This is a genomic window from Paracoccus sp. IB05 (genome assembly GCF_016405985.1).
Classification (GTDB): Bacteria; Pseudomonadota; Alphaproteobacteria; order Rhodobacterales; family Rhodobacteraceae; genus Pseudogemmobacter.
Genome location: NZ_JAEFCF010000011.1, coordinates 86,714 through 104,164 on the forward strand (window position 1 = coordinate 86,714; position 17,451 = coordinate 104,164).

At 64.2% G+C, this 17,451-nt stretch carries 11 protein-coding genes; 7 read left to right on the forward strand and 4 right to left on the reverse strand.

Going from position 1 to position 17,451, the window contains the following annotated elements; translation table 11 throughout:
• Positions 1-147: 147 nt before the first annotated feature.
• The 3 genes from JC607_RS09735 (at position 148) to JC607_RS09745 (ending at position 3,453) form a co-directional block, all read left to right on the forward strand.
• Positions 148-2,214, forward strand: coding sequence for a YjbH domain-containing protein (locus JC607_RS09735; protein ID WP_233092821.1), 2,067 nt, complete (start codon positions 148-150; stop codon positions 2,212-2,214).
• Positions 2,205-2,843: a YjbF family lipoprotein gene (locus tag JC607_RS09740; RefSeq protein WP_198836723.1), complete on the forward strand. Its 639-nt coding sequence runs from the start codon at positions 2,205-2,207 to the stop codon at positions 2,841-2,843. Before JC607_RS09735 ends, JC607_RS09740 begins: the two co-directional genes overlap by 10 nt.
• Positions 2,844-3,255: 412 nt before the next feature.
• A complete protein-coding gene (locus JC607_RS09745) occupies positions 3,256-3,453 on the forward strand; it encodes a hypothetical protein (RefSeq protein WP_198836724.1) in 198 nt (65 codons plus the stop codon).
• A gap of 194 nt (positions 3,454-3,647) precedes the next feature.
• Here JC607_RS09745 and JC607_RS09750 read toward each other — a convergent pair whose 3' ends face one another.
• Both JC607_RS09750 and JC607_RS09755 read right to left on the reverse strand, forming a co-directional pair.
• Complete coding sequence (locus tag JC607_RS09750) at positions 3,648-7,196, reverse strand: translocation/assembly module TamB domain-containing protein (protein ID WP_198836725.1); 3,549 nt, start codon at positions 7,194-7,196, stop codon at positions 3,648-3,650.
• Complete coding sequence (locus JC607_RS09755; RefSeq protein ID WP_233092822.1) at positions 7,196-9,016, reverse strand: autotransporter assembly complex family protein; 1,821 nt, start codon at positions 9,014-9,016, stop codon at positions 7,196-7,198. The genes JC607_RS09750 and JC607_RS09755 overlap by 1 nt, the downstream gene beginning before the upstream one ends.
• A gap of 435 nt (positions 9,017-9,451) precedes the next feature.
• Here JC607_RS09755 and rimP point away from each other — a divergent pair, with 435 nt between their 5' ends.
• The 4 genes from rimP to infB are packed head-to-tail and all read left to right on the forward strand — an operon-like array spanning position 9,452 to position 15,022.
• Positions 9,452-10,069, forward strand: coding sequence for a ribosome maturation factor RimP (gene rimP / locus JC607_RS09760; protein WP_198836726.1), 618 nt, complete (start codon positions 9,452-9,454; stop codon positions 10,067-10,069).
• A gap of 52 nt (positions 10,070-10,121) precedes the next feature.
• Positions 10,122-11,747 carry a transcription termination factor NusA gene (gene nusA, locus JC607_RS09765; protein ID WP_092895700.1) on the forward strand — a complete coding sequence of 542 codons (1,626 nt, stop codon included), beginning with the start codon at positions 10,122-10,124 and terminating at the stop codon, positions 11,745-11,747.
• 24 nt (positions 11,748-11,771) lie between these two features.
• A complete protein-coding gene (locus JC607_RS09770) occupies positions 11,772-12,419 on the forward strand; it encodes an RNA-binding protein (RefSeq protein ID WP_198836727.1) in 648 nt (215 codons plus the stop codon).
• Positions 12,420-12,424: 5 nt separating this feature from the next.
• Complete coding sequence (infB, locus tag JC607_RS09775) at positions 12,425-15,022, forward strand: translation initiation factor IF-2 (RefSeq protein ID WP_198836728.1); 2,598 nt, start codon at positions 12,425-12,427, stop codon at positions 15,020-15,022.
• Between the two features lie 100 nt (positions 15,023-15,122).
• On the opposite strand, the gene JC607_RS09780 is transcribed toward infB, so the two are convergent.
• Complete coding sequence (locus JC607_RS09780; protein WP_233092833.1) at positions 15,123-16,019, reverse strand: LysR family transcriptional regulator; 897 nt, start codon at positions 16,017-16,019, stop codon at positions 15,123-15,125.
• A gap of 5 nt (positions 16,020-16,024) precedes the next feature.
• Positions 16,025-17,410 (reverse strand): SLC13 family permease, encoded by a 1,386-nt coding sequence (locus tag JC607_RS09785; RefSeq protein ID WP_198836730.1) that lies wholly within the window; start codon positions 17,408-17,410, stop codon positions 16,025-16,027.
• Positions 17,411-17,451 lie beyond the last annotated feature (41 nt).

The window sequence follows — 17,451 nt, forward strand, 5'->3', positions numbered from 1 at the left end:
TAGCAGGGCTTGCCGTCCGGTGCAGGCTTTCGCATAGATGGGGCGAACGGAGGGTCAGTTTTGGCAAGCAAGACACGTAGCCTTCTGCTTGCGACGGTTTGTGCATCGGTGATGACGTTTCCCTTTGTGCGAGAGTCGAAGGCAGAGATGAAACCGACGCTGAGCTTCAGCGGCGTGCCCGGCCTTATTGATATGCCCTCGGGCGATACGATGCCGGATGGCACTTTCAACCTCTCGGTTTCCAAATTCGGCGAAGTGTCCCGCGCGACGATCAGCTTCCAGATCACCTCCTGGATGGCCGCAAGCTTCCGGCTGCAGGCAACGGGCAAATGGGATAATACGCCGGACCTCCAGCCTCCGGGCAGCCCCTACACCACCTATAACGACCGCAGCTTCGACTTGCGCTTTCGCCTCGCGGAAGAGGGAACCTGGATGCCCGCAGTCACGCTGGGTCTGCAGGATTTCCTTGGCACCGGTTTCAACTCTGCCGAATATCTGGTCGCGACCAAGACTTTCAACGACCGGCTCAAGGTCACCGCCGGCATCGGCTGGGGGCGCTTTGGCAGCTACCACTCCTTTGGCAATCCGTTCAGCGGTGTGCGCGACACCTGGGATCCGGCCGGCCTCGGGTCAGAGCTGAACGCCGGCAACTGGTTTCGTGGCCCGGCCGCGCTTTTTGGCGGCCTTGAATATAAGATCAACGACAAATGGACGGTGAAGGCCGAATATTCCAGCGACAATTACAGTCTGGAGGCCGGGACCAAAGGTGTATTCGAGCGCAGGAACCCTTATAATATCGGCGTCGAATATGCCTGGGGCGACAATGTCCGCATCGGCGCCTATTCGCTTTACGGGTCGGAATTCGGGCTTTCCTTCCATCTGGTGATGGATCCGAAAAACCGCCCCGGCACCATCGGCGTGCTGGGTTCGGGGCCGATCCCGGTGATCACCCGCCCGTCGCGTGCCTCGAACCCGGATGCTTATGATGGCGGCTGGGTGGCGCAGGCCGATGCCAATGGATTGTTGCGCAAGAACCTGAACCGCTATCTGGAAAAAGACGGAATCCGGATCGAGGATTTCGCCTATACCGCCGACCGCGTGCAGATCCGCATCCGCAATGACAAGCTTGACGCGCCGGCCCAGGCCATTGGCCGCACCGCCCGCGCGCTGGCCGCCGTGATGCCGGCCTCGGTCGAGACTTTCGAGATCGTGCCGGTCGTCAAAGGCATGGGCGTGTCGAAAGTCACCATCCGCCGTTCGGATCTCGAACGGCTGGAACATACGCCCAACAATGCCGCGACCCTGCGGGATCGCGTCACCTGGGCCGATGCCGGCGCGATGATCCCCGGCGGCGCCGGCGCCGATGAGGACATGTATCAGAAGTTCCGCTGGCGCATCCTGCCGGGCTTTCGCGTCACCGCGCCGGCGCGCGGCGATATCGGCATCCGCGCTTCGGCCAGCTACGATTTCGCCCCCGGCTGGATCGCTTCGGGCACCGTCTATCAAAAGATTGCCGGCAATTCCGAGAAAGCGCATCTGGTCGACAAAGGCGGCACCCTGCCCCATGTCAGGTCAGATGCACGCGACTATAACGAGGGGTCCGATTTCGCCTTCGAACGCGCGACGCTGGCCTGGTACGCCCATCCTGCCCCGAATTTCTACAGCCGCGTCACCATCGGCTATCTGGAACGCATGCATGGCGGCGTTTCGGGTGAGGTGCTGTGGAAACCCGCCGACAGCCCGCTCGCCCTTGGGGCCGAGGTGAATTACACCAGACAGCGCGACACCGATGGCATGCTGGGCTTTGGCGATTATGACTATGCCATCGCGACCGGCTATCTCTCGGCCTATTACGATTTCGGCAATGGCTATCTCGGCCAGCTTGATGTCGGGCGCTATCTTGCGGGCGATGTCGGCGCAACGCTGACCCTGGACCGCGAATTCGCCAATGGCTGGAAAGTGGGCGCTTTTGCCACCCTGACCGATGCCAGCGCGGCAGAGGTCGGCGAGGGGCGGTTCGACAAGGGGATCCGCATCACCATCCCGATGAACTGGATGCTCAGCAACCCGTCCCGCCAGGAAATCAGCCAGACCATCCGCCCGCTGCAACGCGACGGCGGCGCGCGTGTCGATGTCGAGGGCAGGCTCTATGACACGATCCGCGATTATCACTCTGACCGGGTCGATGACCAATGGAGCCGCGTATGGCGCTGAAAACCACCACCGGCGCGCTGGTGCTGCTCGCCACGCTCGCGGGCTGCGGCAAGCTGGAAAAGCTCATCCCCGGGGTCAAGGATCTGACCGGCGGCGAGGCCGGCGGCCAACTGGCACCGATCGGCAATGTCAGCCGCGCCGCGATCGAGAAATCGGGCGAGCCGGTGATGAAACTGCGCGTCCCCTCGCGCGGGATCGAGACGTTCCTCACCATCCGCGACCGTCGTGGCGATGTGACACAGTGGTTCTCGGCGGATGGGATGCTGTTCTCGTTCCGTGGCGATGTGCTGATCGAGACCCGGGGGCTTGGCGCCGACCTCATGTCATCGGCCGCGCCCCAGGCCGGGCAGATCGCCTCGGGCGGCGCCTATCGGCGGTCGTATTTCTACATGGATGCCGATGACCAGACCGGACGGCGCGATTACAATTGCGTCACCACCACCGACGGGTCCGAGACAGTGACGATCTACGGGCGCGGCCACAGCACCCGCAAGATCAGCGAGACCTGTGAACGCGAGGGCGGGCGCCTCACCAATCATTACTGGCTGGAAGGCGGCAAGGTCCGCAAGTCGCGCGAATGGGTCAGCCCGGGCATCGGCCAGATCGAATTCGAACGCGTGGTCGACTGACCGCGCGCGGGAAAGAGGACGAAGAGAACAGGGAATCCCCCCCTGCCTCGCCTGCAGCCCCCCTTCTTTTTGCCGACGCAGCACCGGATTTCGGGCCCAGCGACATATATTTTGGCCTCCTGCACCCGGAAAGGCCCGCAAGACCAGGCGTGATTCCGCTGTTTTTGTTAACCAAAAGCCACAGATCCTCAGGCTTTTCCGGGGATGATTGCCAGCGCCCCCTTAAATTCACCGCTTTCAGCCGCAAAAAGCGTCACTTTCAGGGTAAACTCCGACAGGTTTGCCGGTTCTTTGCATCCGCAGGGCGAATTCATTGCACCGCTGCCACAGTTTCCGCTCAGCGCGTGAGATTAGCTTTTGTCCTGAGCAGAAAAATGCTATCCGGAAGGTGGAGTCGTTCTGGAGGTTTCCGATGAAGAAAGTCATGACTGCTGCAGTCGCACTGTCCCTCGTGGGCTCGGCTGCTTTCGCTGGTGGCCCGGTTGTCGTCGTTGACGACGTTGAACCGGTAGTTGTTACCGAGCGCACCTCGAGCACCGGTGGCGTTCTCGTCCCGCTGCTGATCGGTGCTGCGGTTCTCTGCGCCGTTGCTTGCGGCAGCGACAGCTGAGCCAACTGCGCATAACTCGCGCAGAAACTTAAAAGGGTCAGCCTTCGGGCTGGCTCTTTTTTTTGCCTCCTCTCCTTCAGCTGGGCCGTATGTCGCAGCGAGGTGGGACAGAAAAAGGGCCACCCGCCAGGGTGGCCCTTTTCCGTTTTCACCGGCCCGCCCGTGCTGAGCCCTCAGTGCTGGCCTGACCAGCCTCAGTAATCGCGTTCCATGAAGATACCGATGCCGCTGCTGCCATCGCTGTCGACCCTGCCCTTGACCGTGACACCGGGCTTCAGGCTCAGGTTGAGATTGACCCGCGTATTGCCGGACTGATCAACGCCGACCTCGGTATAGACCTTTTCAGAGATATATTTCCCGGCGCTGACCGATGTATTGCCATCCGCCGAGGTCGAGACATCCAGATCGTCAAAACCAAAACCGCGCCGCAGTTTATTGACGATCCCCTCGCCACCGCGGCCCGCCAGCGTGGCCACCGCATTGGCCAGCTGCGCTGCCTGGAAAGCCGAGATCGTATCCAGCCCACGCCCGAACAGAAGCCAGGCAAGAACCTCTTCCTGTGGCTTCTCCGGGTCAGAGGAGAAGGTCACTTCCGGGTCATTGGCCGGGCCCGAGACAGTCACGGTGCTGGTCACCTCATCCGAAACGTTGCTCGCCTGGAAATTGATATAGGGCACGAGGCTGCCTTCCATCGTCAGCGACGCGACATCCAGCACGAGGCGTTTGCCGAGGATATCGAGGCGCCCCCGGATCAGGTCGAAACTGCCGGCGGGGACGATATTGTTCAGCGTGCCGCCAACGCGCAGCTGCCCGCCGAGTTCGGCATCAAGCCCCCGTCCGCGCACGAAAATCCGGTTCGGTGCCTGGATCACCAGGTCCAGCGCCCAGGGCGGCATGCCAGAGCCGGCCTCTGCCGCAGCACCGCCCGGCGGTACGGCCCCCAGTCCCGCCCGGTCGCGGGTGGCCCGCACCGCGCTCGAATCCCCGACATGGCGGATCTTCTCCATATCGGCCGCGGAAGCAAAGCCGGTCGAGGGCACGCGCAACTCGGTCTCGCCGATCTGCACCGTGCCCGAAAGCCGCGCCGCGCCCATCAGCGGCCCGCTCAGTGCCAGCGCCGCATCAAGGGTGGTGTCGTAAAGCTCGGCATCGCGCAAATGGACCCGGTCGGCCTGGATCGTCAGATCGGCGTTGAATGGCGCGGCCAGCGCCAGTGGCCCGTCGACCCGTATCCGCCCGCCCCGCGTCACATCAGTCGTCAGCGCAAGCCGCACCGTGCCGCCCGAGAGATCCGCCGTCGCCGCCATCCGCTCGAAAGAGATCCCCCGTGCCGGCACGGCCAGCTGACCATTCGAGAGCGTCACCCGACCGGCGGCATTTGTCACACCCCAGCCGCCCTGAAGGCGGATGTCATAACCCAGCCGCCCCGCCACAGTGATCGGATCGGTGAAGGGATTGGCCACCCCTGCCTCGCCGCTGCCGGTGACGGTCAGATCCGGCACCGGGCCGATACGCCCCGTAAGCCGCGCATCGATCCCCGCTGGCCCCTGGACCCGCAGATCGCTGTCGAAATCCGCGCCCCCCGCCGGAGTCAGCCGCCCCGAAAGCGTCACCGGTCCGGGGAATTCCGCAACCAGCAGGCCAAGATCGCTCAGCCGCCCCGAGACCCGCATCGCGCCCTGATCCCCCTCGCCCGTCACCTCGGCGGTGACATGGGGCGAGGTGAGGTTCAGCGCCCGCAGGATCGGCGCGCCGCCGACCAGCGCCACCGTCGCCCTGATATCCGAGCGCCCCGAGATCAGCCGGTCGACCTCGGCCTGGCCGATGCGCAGCCCCTGGCTTTCGCCGCTGAAACTTGCGGTTCCATTGGCGGCATCACCGGTGAAAGTGCCGCTGACCTTCAGCCCGCCGCCATAATTCGCCCCGATATCGGCAAGGTTGCTCCAGTCGATATCGGCTTTGATATCAGCACCCTGGCTGGTCAGCTTGCCGGACCCGCTGACATTCAGCGACGCCGCCTGGGCCGAGAAGCTGCGCAGCGTGGTGCCCGTGGTGTCGCGCAGTGCCGAGGCGGTGATGACCGAGCGCCCCGCGAGCAGCCGGTCGGCCTCGGCAATGCCGGATTTCAGCCCCTGGCCCAGCACGTTCAGATCAAGATCAAACGCCCCGGTCAGCGGCGTCACCGTGCCTTTCAGCCCGACCTCGGCCACACCGGCAAGCGGGCGCCCGGCCAGCCCCGAAAAGCGCCCCAGATCCCCGGCTTTCACCACCATATCAAGCCTGGTCAAAAGCGCTTCGCCGATCCCCGCGATGTCGACCGCACCGGTCAGCCCGTAATCACTGCCGTTAAGGGTGATTTCCGGCAGGCTGAACGACTGGTCGCCCTCGCGCCATCTGAAGCTGGTGCGACCGGTGACTTTCGGGCCAATCGCCGTGATCAGCGCGGGATCGAGCCGCCCGATGCCTTCGGCGTCGAACATCAGCGTGCCTTCGATCCCCGGCTTGCCGTCCTGCCGGTCCAGCGTGCCGCCGCCGATCAGCCCGGCCCGGGCCAGCGAGAGATCATCGCGGTCAAGGCCGGCCATGCTCAGCTGCATGGTCCAGCCGGAGCCCTGCGCCGCATCGAATTGCAGCCCGAGCGCCGCATCCTGCACCCGTGTCGGCACCGGGCCAGAGATCGGCAGCAGCACCGAAGTGCCATCCGGGCTGGCCAGCGTGCCGGTCAGGTTGATCAGGGTCGGCATCTTGCCGGCATCAAGCTTCAGCTTGCCGTCAAGGTTCAGCGAACGCGCTTTCAGCGAGACCTCGCCCAGATCCAGCTCGCCGCTGCTGAGGCTGGTGCCGGCCACATCAAGCGACAGGCTGTCGCCGAGGAATTCGGCATATTCCGGCAGGAACAGAGGCGCCGGATTGCCGGTCAGACGCGCCTCGAACCCGGTGCCGGTCTCGACGGTTTTCACCGTAACCGGCCCGGCCAGACGTTCCTCGCCATCGCTTTCCAGCCGGAAATCGGCGGCGAAATCGTCGAATGTGCCCTGGCCTTTGACGCTCAGCCCGGCTGCGGGTTTGCCCGGAAGATCCAGCGCCGTGGCGACCAGCCCGCCCGCGCCTTCGCGCGCATCCAGATCAAGCGCCAGCTGTTTCGTCTCGTTCGAATAGCTGCCTTTCAGCGCGATCTTCGCCTCGGGCCCGTCATCGGTACGTTCGATCAGCACATCGGCAGTGCCGGCGCCGCCCGCAAGGTGCAGTTCCGCCGCCAGCGTGCCGGTCAGCTGCTGGCCGAGCACGCTTTCCCCAAGCACGATACTGTTGGCCTGAACCTTGCCGATATCGATCGAGACCGGCAGATCCGGCAGCGCGAAATCAAACGTCCCCGCCTCGGGCGACACCGCGTCCGGATCGCCCGCCGGGATGCGGTCCAGCACGATCGACGTCGCGGAAAGCTCGTTGACGATCACCTCGCCCGACAAAAGCGCGGTGCGGCTCCAGTCAAGGGCGGCATTGTCGATGGTCAGCCAGACGCCCTGATCATCGGCGATGGTCAGCTTCTGGATCGTCGCGCGCGAGGACAAAGCCCCGGCGAACCCGGTGATCGTCACCTTGCGCCCGGCCCCCGAAAGGCTGTCCTCCAGCATGGCGGTCAGCCAGCCGCGATCATCAGCGGCGCTGTCCTGCGCATGAATCGGGGCTCCCGGCAGCACCGTAAGCGCAACAACCGGGAGAATCAGAGGAATATAGCGCATCAGAATGCCTGCCCCAGACCGATGTAAATCTGTACGCCGTCCCCGGTCTTGCCGCTGACCGGAGCCGCCACGTCAAAGCGGATCGGGCCAAAGCCCGTCTCATAACGTACGCCAAGACCGGCACCGGCATGGGATTCGCTGTCGCCATCGGCGCCGACATAGCCGGCATCCACGAAAGCCACGCCGCCCCAGCTTTCGCCAAACCGCGCGCGCAACTCTATCGAGGCGGCGGCGAATTCGGTGCCGCCGATCAGATAGGTGCCGCCGGAGCCGTCCGGCGTGTCGATCCCGAGCGAGCGATAGGGCTGGCCGCGCACCGTACCGCCGCCGCCCGAGAAGAACAGATCATCGCGCGGCGTTTCCAGCAGGTCGCTGCCAACAATCGCGCCCCCCTGGATCCGCGCCGCGATAGTGTATTTCTTATCGGCAAAGCTGCGATAGCCGCGCAGATCTGCGGTCAGCCGCGCGCCCGAGCCGGTGGTACCAAGCCCGTAAAACGGCTTGGCGGTCGCATCGATATAAAAGCCCTTCCGCGCATCCGTGCTGCTGTCGCGGCGGTCCCAGGTCACACCCAGCGGCAGCGCGAGATTGCGGTAGCGGAAATCGCCGGTCGGATCTGCACCCTGCACATATTCAAAGGAAAGCCCGCCCCGGAACGTCACCTGTTCCGAGAAATACTGCGTGAAGGTCAGACCGAATTCGGCGTAATCGGCGTAATAATCCACCTCATCAAGATGGCCGACCTTTGCCAGAAGCCCGGCCGTGGTGTCCGGGGTCAGCGTGGCGGGGCGGTCGATGGTGACGCCCAGCTCGTAATCCACGCCGCTGTCGCCCGAGCCGATATTGCTGATCGCACCATCGACCTTGAGCCGCTCCCCGCCGCCCAGCAGGTTGCGATGCATCCAGTTGCCGGTCAGCGAGACCCCGTCGACCGAAGACAGCTCGGCCCCGATGGAATAGCGCCGCGTCTTCTGTTCGGTGACCGAGATCTCGATGGGCAGGAGGCCGCCATTTTGCAATGCCTCTCCCTCGGTCAGCGTCACCGCCGAGAAAACGCCCGACCGCCGCAGCCGGTTGGCGGCGCGGTCCAGCTCGGTCTGGCTGAATTTCTCGCCCTCGCGCAGACCCGCAATTTTGAGGATACGCTGCACCCGCATCCGCTCGGCGCCTTTGACGGTCACCGTGCCGAAACGCAGGGACGGGCCGGGCAGGATCCCGATCCGCGCCGAAAGCGTGTTATTGCGGTGATCGGCGGTGATATCCTCGCGCTCTACCTTTGCTTTCGCATAGCTGCGCTCGCGCCATTGCAGGATCGAGGCCGAGACCGCCTCTTCCACCACCCCGGCACGGGCGATCTCACCGCGGGCGAATTCCTCGGGCAGGACCGTATCGCTGGCCAGCGGGTCGATCACGGTATCGGAAAACTCGAAACGCGGGCCGGGATCGACCCAGACGCTGACCGCGCCGACCGAAGAGGGCGCATCCAGCGGCGGGATATTCGCGGCCTCGCGCCCATCGATGGTGATGCGGATCACCGCCGAATAATAGCCCTCGGCATAAAGCGCGGCAAGGATGCGGCCGTAATCGGCCCGCGCGGCGGTAAACAGATCTTCGGCCTCGGTCTGCTTTTCAGAGACCTGCGCCACCAGAAGCGACGATTGCCGCAGGGTTCTGGTGAGGTCTTTATCCTCACCCACCACGTCAAACGCGACCCCGTCCAGCGCCTGGCCGGGCTCAAGCGCGACACAGGAAATACCCCCCGCAATCAGCGTGACGCGCGCCAGCCGGCGCCCCGGGAGTCCTGGAAAAAAGCTACGCAAAACATCACCCTCCGCCAACCCGCCAAGTATCGCAAATTCCTGGCCAAGAGCAACCGGAGAACCACAGATTTAGCGTGTCCTGGCGGGCTTATCCCAAACTGTTCCCCTCTGTTGCCCCGCGCAGCCGCCTGCCCGGCACAGCGATTCGCGGCCACCACCCCGGTGCCGCATCGCGATCCTGAGAGCTAAGGCCCTGGTTTTGCTGGCCGGAGTCCCCGAACCCCGCCGCCACCAGCGGTCAGGCCACAGAGCGCTTGCATGAAACCGCCACTGGCCCTATATAAGGCTCCAACAGCTGCGCCGGGGTCCAAACCCGGGGCTACCGAAAAGATAAGCGGGCCGCTGAGCCCGCTTTTTTGTTTCGCGCCCCGCCCTGGCGTTTGCGCACCAGACCCGCACCAGACCCTTCGCCCGAAAGGCATATCCGAGCCCGCCATGTCCGACCTGATCGCAAAAACCGCCATTGACCGCCGCCTTGCCGAAATCGCCACCCCGGTGATCGAGGGGCTCGGCTATGAGCTGGTGCGCATTCGTCTGATGGGCGGCCAGGGCAGGATCCAGCGCACCCTCCAGATCATGGCCGACAGGCCCGAGGGCGGCATCGGCGTCGAAGATTGCTCGAAAATCTCGACGGCGGTATCGGCGGTTTTCGACGTCGAAGACCCGATCGAAGAGAATTACGTGCTCGAGGTCTCCTCGCCCGGCATCGACCGCCCGCTGACCCGGGAGAAGGATTTCGAAGCCTGGGCCGGCTGGGAAGCGCGGATCGAGACGACCGAGCTGATCGAGGGCCAGCGCCGCTTTAAGGGCGAGCTGAAAGGCGTCGAGGATGGCGAGATCCTGATCGAAATCGAACAGCACGGGCAGCTCGTGATCATCGGGCTGCAATTCGACTGGCTGGCGGATGCGAAACTGGTCCTGACGGATGAGCTGATCGCCGAGATGCTGCGCCAGCGCAAAGTCGCGCTGCCCGAAGAGGGCGGTTTTGACGAGATCGAAGAGGTCGAAGGCGAAGAGGAAGACATTTCCGACACGCCCGAGACGAAACACTGACGCGACCGAATACTGACTTCCAGAACCTGACACGAGAGCGGGAGAGACCCAAATGGCGATTACCTCGGCCAACCAGCTTGAGCTTTTGCAGACCGCAGAGGCCGTTGCGCGCGAGAAGATGATTGACCCGGATCTGGTGATCCAGGCGATGGAAGACAGCCTCGCCCGTGCGGCGAAGTCGCGGTATGGCGCCGATATGGACATCCGTGTCGCCATCGACCGCAAGACGGGCCGCGCCAGCTTCACCCGCGTGCGCACCGTGGTCGAGGATGATGCGGTTGAGAATTACCACGCCCAGCTGACCGTCAAACAGGCGAAAGACTACCTGAAAGACCCGGCCATCGGCGACGAGATCGTTGACGAAGTGCCCCCGGTCGATCTGGGCCGCATCGCCGCGCAATCGGCGAAACAGGTGATTCTGCAGCGCGTTCGCGAGGCCGAGCGTGATCGTCAGTTCGACGAATTCAAGGATCGCAAGGGCACCATCATCAACGGCGCCGTCAAACGCGAAGAATATGGCAATGTCATCGTCGATATCGGCCGTGGCGAGGGCATCCTGCGCCGCAACGAAAAGATCGGCCGCGAAGCCTATCGCATCGGCGACCGCATCCGTTGCTATATCAAAGACGTGCGCCGCGAAGTCCGTGGCCCGCAGGTGTTCCTGTCGCGCACCGACCCGCAATTCATGGCCGAGCTCTTCAAGATGGAAGTGCCGGAAATCTATGACGGCATCATCGAGATCAAGGCCGTGGCCCGTGACCCCGGCTCGCGCGCCAAGATCGCGGTGATTTCCTATGACAACTCGATCGATCCGGTCGGCGCCTGCGTCGGTATGCGCGGCAGCCGCGTCCAGGCCGTGGTGAACGAGCTCCAGGGCGAGAAAATCGACATCATTCCCTGGAACCAGGACCAGGCGACCTTCCTCGTGAACGCGCTGCAACCGGCTCAGGTCTCCAAGGTTGTCTTCGACGATGAAGGCGGCAAGATCGAGGTCGTGGTCCCTGACGAGCAGCTCTCGCTTGCCATCGGCCGCCGCGGTCAGAACGTGCGTCTGGCCTCGCAGCTGACGGCTCTGGACATCGACATCCTGACCGAAGCCGAAGAATCGACCCGCCGCCAGGCCGAATTCGCCGCCCGCACCGCGCTCTTCATGGAGACGCTGGACGTGGACGAGATGATGGCGCAGCTCTTGGTGGCCGAAGGCTTCACCAATCTCGAAGAAGTCGCCTATGTCGACCAGGACGAGCTTTTGTCCATCGACGGCTTTGACGAAGGCACCGCAGACGAGTTGCAGGCCCGTGCCCGCGATTACCTGGAAGAGCAGGCGAAAAAGGCTCTGGAAGCCGCCCGCGCGATGGGTGTCGAGGAAAGCCTCATTGAATTCGAGGGCCTCACTCCCCAGATGCTGGAAGTGCTGGGTAAAGACGGCGTGAAGACGCTGGAAGATTTCGCAACCTGCGCCGACTGGGAACTGGCCGGCGGCTGGACCACGGAAAACGGCCAGCGCAAAAAGGACGACGGCCTGCTCGAGAAATTCGGCGTGTCGCTTGATGATGCACAGAACCTGGTCATGACCGCGCGCGTCATGCTGGGTTGGGTCGATCCGACCGAAATGATGCCGGCAGAGGCAGAAGAGACCGAAGAAGATGAAACCGGCGAAGAGGAGACCGGGGCCTGATCTCAGGCCTCGGGAGTTTCCGCGATGACGCGCGGTGGCCGGGATAAATCAAGGGACGAGCCGGAGCGCAAATGTATCGCTTCCGGCGAGACGGGGTCGAAAACCGGCCTCGTCCGTTTCGTCGTCGGACCTGACGGGCAAATCGTTCCGGATATTCTGGAACGCCTGCCCGGCCGGGGGATCTGGGTCTCGGCCGACCGGGATCTGGTGACGAAAGCCGCGAAGAAGGGGCTCTTCGCCCGGGCGGCGCGCGCGCCTGTGAAGGCACCGGAAGACCTGGCAGATACGGTCCATGATCTGCTGACAAGACGGGTGATCGAACTGATCTCGCTGGCCCGCAAATCCGGCGATGCGGTCACCGGATATGAGAAGGTGAAAGAGTGGCTGGTGAAGGGGACCGCGCGTGTCCTGATCCAGGCAGAAGACGGATCGGAACGCGGCAAAAGCAAGCTGCGCCCCCCCGAAGGCAAAAACACCCTGATTTCCTGGCTTTCTGCCGGGGAATTGGGTTTGGCATTCGGTCGTGAACGTGCAATACACGCGGCGCTTGCCGCTGGTGGACTCAGTCCACGCATAGTAGAGGAAGCGGCAAGGCTCTCCGGCTTCAGGGCGCCATCGGGCGAACCGGACGCAGAGCATGTCGGCGGGATATCCGCCGGGAAGGATATGTAAGACGTATGAGCGATACTGACGGCAAAAAACCCCTCGGGCTTGGCGGTGGTGGCCCACGTTCCGGTTCGGTGAAGCAAAGCTTCTCGCACGGACGCACCCATGCGGTGGTCGTAGAGACCAAACGCAAGCGCGTTGTGGTGCCTGCCCAGGCAAAGCCCGGTACGGCTGCCGGCGGGGCCGGCGCGTCGCATCTGGGCGACCCGTCGAAACGGCCCGCAGGCATCTCTGATGCCGAAATGCAGCGCCGCCTCGACGCTCTGCGCAGTGCCAAAGCACGCGAGCAGGAAGACGCAGCCAGACGGGCTGCCGAGGAAAAAGAACGCGAAGAGGAACGCCAGCGCCGCCGCGAGGAAATCGAGGCGAAAGAGCGCGAGGATCGCCAGCGCGAGGCTGCCCTTCGGGCGAAAGCCGAAGAGGAAGAGCGCGTCAAGCGTGAAGCCGAGGAAGAGGCTAAGGCCAAAGCCGCAGCCCGCAAGGCTGATGTGCTTGGCACGCAGCGCCGTCAGCCCGCCGCACCCGAAGCGCCGGCAAAGACCGCAGCCGAAGCCGATCCGGGCGTGCCCGCAGATCGCGGCGCCGGTCAGAGCCGTCCGCGCCCCGGTGCAACCGACGCCACCGGCCCGCGCCCGGCCACCACGCCGCGCAAGACCGAGCGTGAGCGTGAGAATCGCGACACCGATCGCGGCGCCGCACGTCGCGGCGAAGGCGACCGCCGTGCCGGTAAGCTGACCCTCTCGGCTGCGACCAATGAAGAAGGCGGACGTCAGCGCAGCCTTGCTGCGATGAAGCGCAAGCAGGAAAAGGCCCGCCAGAAGGCAATGGGCTTCTCGAAACCCGAGAAGCAGGCCCGCGATGTGCAGTTGCCTGAGACCATTGTGATCAGCGAACTGGCGAACCGGATGGCCGAACGTGCCGCCGATGTCGTCAAATCGCTGATGAAAATGGGCATGATGGTCACGATGAACCAATCCATTGATGCCGATACGGCGGAACTGGTGATCGGGGAATTCGGCCACCGTGCTGTCCGCGTCTCGGATGCTGACGTTGAACAGTCGATCGACACCGTTGTGGACAAGGCCGATGACCTGATCACCCGTTCGCCGGTTGTGACGATCATGGGCCATGTCGACCACGGCAAGACCTCGCTCCTGGACAAGATCCGCAAGGCCACCGTGGCCACGGGTGAAGCCGGCGGCATCACGCAGCATATCGGCGCCTATCAGGTGAAAGCCCCGAACGGCCAGCTGATCACCTTCCTCGACACGCCCGGCCACGCGGCCTTCACCTCGATGCGCGCCCGTGGCGCCCAGGTGACGGATATCGTGGTGCTGGTGGTCGCGGCGGATGACGCGGTTATGCCGCAGACGGTCGAGGCGATTTCCCACGCGAAAGCGGCGGGCGTCCCGATCATCGTGGCGATCAACAAGATCGACAAACCTTCGGCCAATCCGACCAAGGTGCGCACCGATCTTCTGCAGCACGAGATCGTCGTCGAGGCGATGTCGGGCGATGTGCAGGATGTCGAGGTCTCGGCCCATACCGGCCAGGGCATCGACAATCTGCTCGAAGCCATCGCGATCCAGGCAGAAGTGCTTGACCTGAAAGCCAACCCGAACCGGGCCGCCCGTGCGGCTGTGGTCGAGGCCAAGCTGGATGTCGGCCGCGGCCCGGTGGCGACGGTTCTCGTGCAGAACGGCACGCTGAAGAAAGGCGATATCTTCGTCGTCGGCGAGAAATGGGGTAAGGTCCGCGCGCTTGTGAATGACAAGGGCGAGACCGTGCTGGAAGCCGGTCCTTCGGTTCCGGTCGAGGTTCTTGGCCTTGATGGGACGCCTTCGGCTGGTGACACGCTTGACGTGGTGGCATCCGAGGCCCAGGCCCGCGAGATCGCCGATTACCGCGAGAAAGCGACCAAGGACAAACGTGCGGCTGCCGGTGCTGCAACCACGCTGGAACAGCTGATGGCGAAAGCCAAGGCTGACAAGGATGTGGCCGTGCTGCCGGTGATCGTGAAGGCAGACGTCCAGGGCTCGGCGGAAGCCATCGTCCAGGCGCTGGAAAAGGTTGGCAATGACGAGGTCCGGATCCGGATCCTGCATTACGGCGTCGGGGCTATCACCGATTCGGATGTGGGCCTGGCCGATGCTTCGGGCGCGCCGATCCTTGCCTTCAACGTGCGTCCCAATGCGACCGCCCGCGCTTCGGCGCAGCAAAAGAGCGTCGAGATCCGCTATTATTCGATCATCTATGATCTGTTGGATGATATGAAACAGGCGGCGTCGGGCATGCTCAAGGCCGAGATCCGCGAGCATTTCATCGGCTATGCGAAGATCCTCGAGGTTTTCCGCATCACCGGCACCGGCAATGTCGCAGGCTGTCTGGTCACCGAAGGTATTGCCCGCCGCTCGGCTGGCGTGCGCCTGCTGCGTGACAATGTGGTGATCCATGAAGGCACGCTGAAAACGCTGAAGCGCCACAAGGACGAGGTCAAAGAGGTCCAGTCCGGCACCGAATGCGGTATGGCGTTTGAACGCTACGAGGATATCCGTCAGGGCGACGTGATCGAGATCTTCGAACGCGAAGAGATCCAGCGCAGCCTCTGAGCGCCCGGCCTCAAAGCGTAGTGAATATAGAAAAAGGCCGGGATCATGTCCCGGCCTTTTCCATTTGTCAGCTGTTCCGGGCTCTGGCTGCTGCGCGCGATTACGGCCAGAGATCATCCGCGATAGCACCTGTGGCAGCGATCAGCGGCTCTTCAGCCCGGCTGACAAGGCTTGCGAAAACCACATCACCGCCCTGCCCGGCCTGGCAGATCAGCTCCAGCTCGCCCTTGTCGCGCGCGGCAAACGCCGCCCTGTCATGAAGAAAGCCGGGACCGGCCCCGCTTGCGATCAGGCTGCGGGTTGCGGCCTCGCGGTCGATCCCGATCACCTGGCGCGGGCGGAACTGGTGGCGCAGGAACAGCGCCTCGGCGGCCTGGCCACAACAGCTCGGGCGCTCGGAGGGCAGGATCCAGGCCTGTTGTGCCAGCACCTGCCAGTCGGGATCGGACGGATCCGCCACCATCCCTTTCGGCGCGGCAAGCCAGATGCTGAACCGCCCCACCACAAGCTGCGTCAGATCACTCAGATCCTCCGCGCCACCGTCCGGCGCGGACGCATTGAAAAACCCTGCGTCAAAACGGCCCTCCCGCAGCCCGCGGATCACCTCACCGCTGCTCGCCTGCACCAGGGTCACCGCGATATCGGGATGGCGGGCAGAAAGCGCGCTGACCAGAAGGCCTGGCGGCTCCGGATCGGAATTGCCGCCCCCCGCGATCCGCAGCGGGCCGGACAGTCGCCCGCGCAAAAGCTGCGCCCCGGCGAGGAAATCGCGATGCGCCGCCAGGATCGCCTCGGCCTGGGACAGCAGCCGGGCGCCGTCCTCGGTCAGCCCCATCCCACGCGGATTGCGCCGGAAGAGCACAAGGCGCAACTCCTCCTCCAGCGCTTTGATATGGGCGCTGACCGCCGGCTGGCTCAGACAAAGCTGTTCCGAGGCGCGGGTGATGCTGCCCGCCGCCGCCACCGCGATAAAACTGCGCAGCCCATGGATATCCATCGTGGTCACGATAGCGGAAACATACCGAGACACCACCACCAGACAAGATCAAGCGGCGTCAGCACCAGAAGCGTCAGCCCGAAGAGGATCAGGCAGATCCGGGTCATCTCGCGCATCGGCAGATTGCCGGTCTGGGCGGCCATGATCAAAGGCGGCGCCTGAAACGGCAGCATCACATTGGAAAAGGCAAGCGCCTGGGTCATCAGCACCGTCGCCAGCGGCAGGCCGGTCACCTCTGCCAGATGGCCGGCGCCCGGGGTCATCACCAGCGGCACGCCGGGCTGATTGGTCACCAGCGCCACCAGCGTCGCGATCGCGCCAAGCGCCAGGGTGCTGCGCAGCGGCTGACCCGGCGCGAGCCCGATCAGCCCGGATGCCTGAGCGACGATCCATTCGCCCAGTCCGCTGGTCGCAATCACCGCCCCGAGCCCCATGATCGCCGCCACAAAGAACAGGGTGCCGTAACCGATCTCTTCATTCAGGCATTTCGGCCCGGTCAGCCCGGCGCCCGGCCAGAGACAGATCACCGCCCCCGCCAGCGCGATCCAGCCCGGCGAGATGTGATGCAGCGCATCGGTCAGCCACAGGCCCAGCATCGCAAGGATGATCACCAGAAGCGCGATCTCGGCCCGGCTCATGGCCGATGGCACCTCGTGCCGCTCCGGGCGCCCGGGCGGCTGATCGGGATAAAGGCGCAGGATCACCACCACCAGCAGCACCGCCTTCAGCGCGCCCAGCACCGGAAAATGCAGCCAGAGATAGTCGAAATAGCCGATATGATATTGCCAGAGGCTTTCGGCACTGCCGGCAAGGATCATATTCGGCAGATTGGCGGGCAGAATCGCATAGGCCGGCAGGCAGGCGCCGAACGTGGCCGCCATCAGCATGGCCATCCGCCCCGGCCGCCCCTGTGCATATCCGAGGTGATCCGCCAGCGCCGCCACCACCGGCAACAACAGCGCGATCCGCCCCATCGACGAGGGCAGCACGAAAGACAGCACCACCCCCACCGCAACGATCGTCGCCACGATGCCGCCAAGGCTCTGCCCCGTCAGCCGCCCGAGAAGCGGCGCCAGCCGCCGCCCGAGGCCGGTAAAGCGGATCGAGGCCGCCATCACCATCCCCCCGAACAACAGCCAGAAGGTCGAGGAGGAAAAGCCCCCCAACACCACTTCGGGCAAAGCCAGCCCGCTCAGGATCGCCACCGCAAAGAAGATCAGCCCGGTGAGATGTTCCGGCACCGCGCCGCTGGCCCACATCAGGATGCAAAACGCGCCTAAGCCGGCGGTCCCGGCGATCCCCCAGGGCAGCCAGAGCGCCAGCCCTGCGGCGAGCGCAAGGCTCATCAGGGTGATCAGCGCCGCCATGCCCTGTCTTTGTACTGCGCCCATCAGACCCTCTCCTGCCATCCTGGCCGCCCCATCCGGTCTGG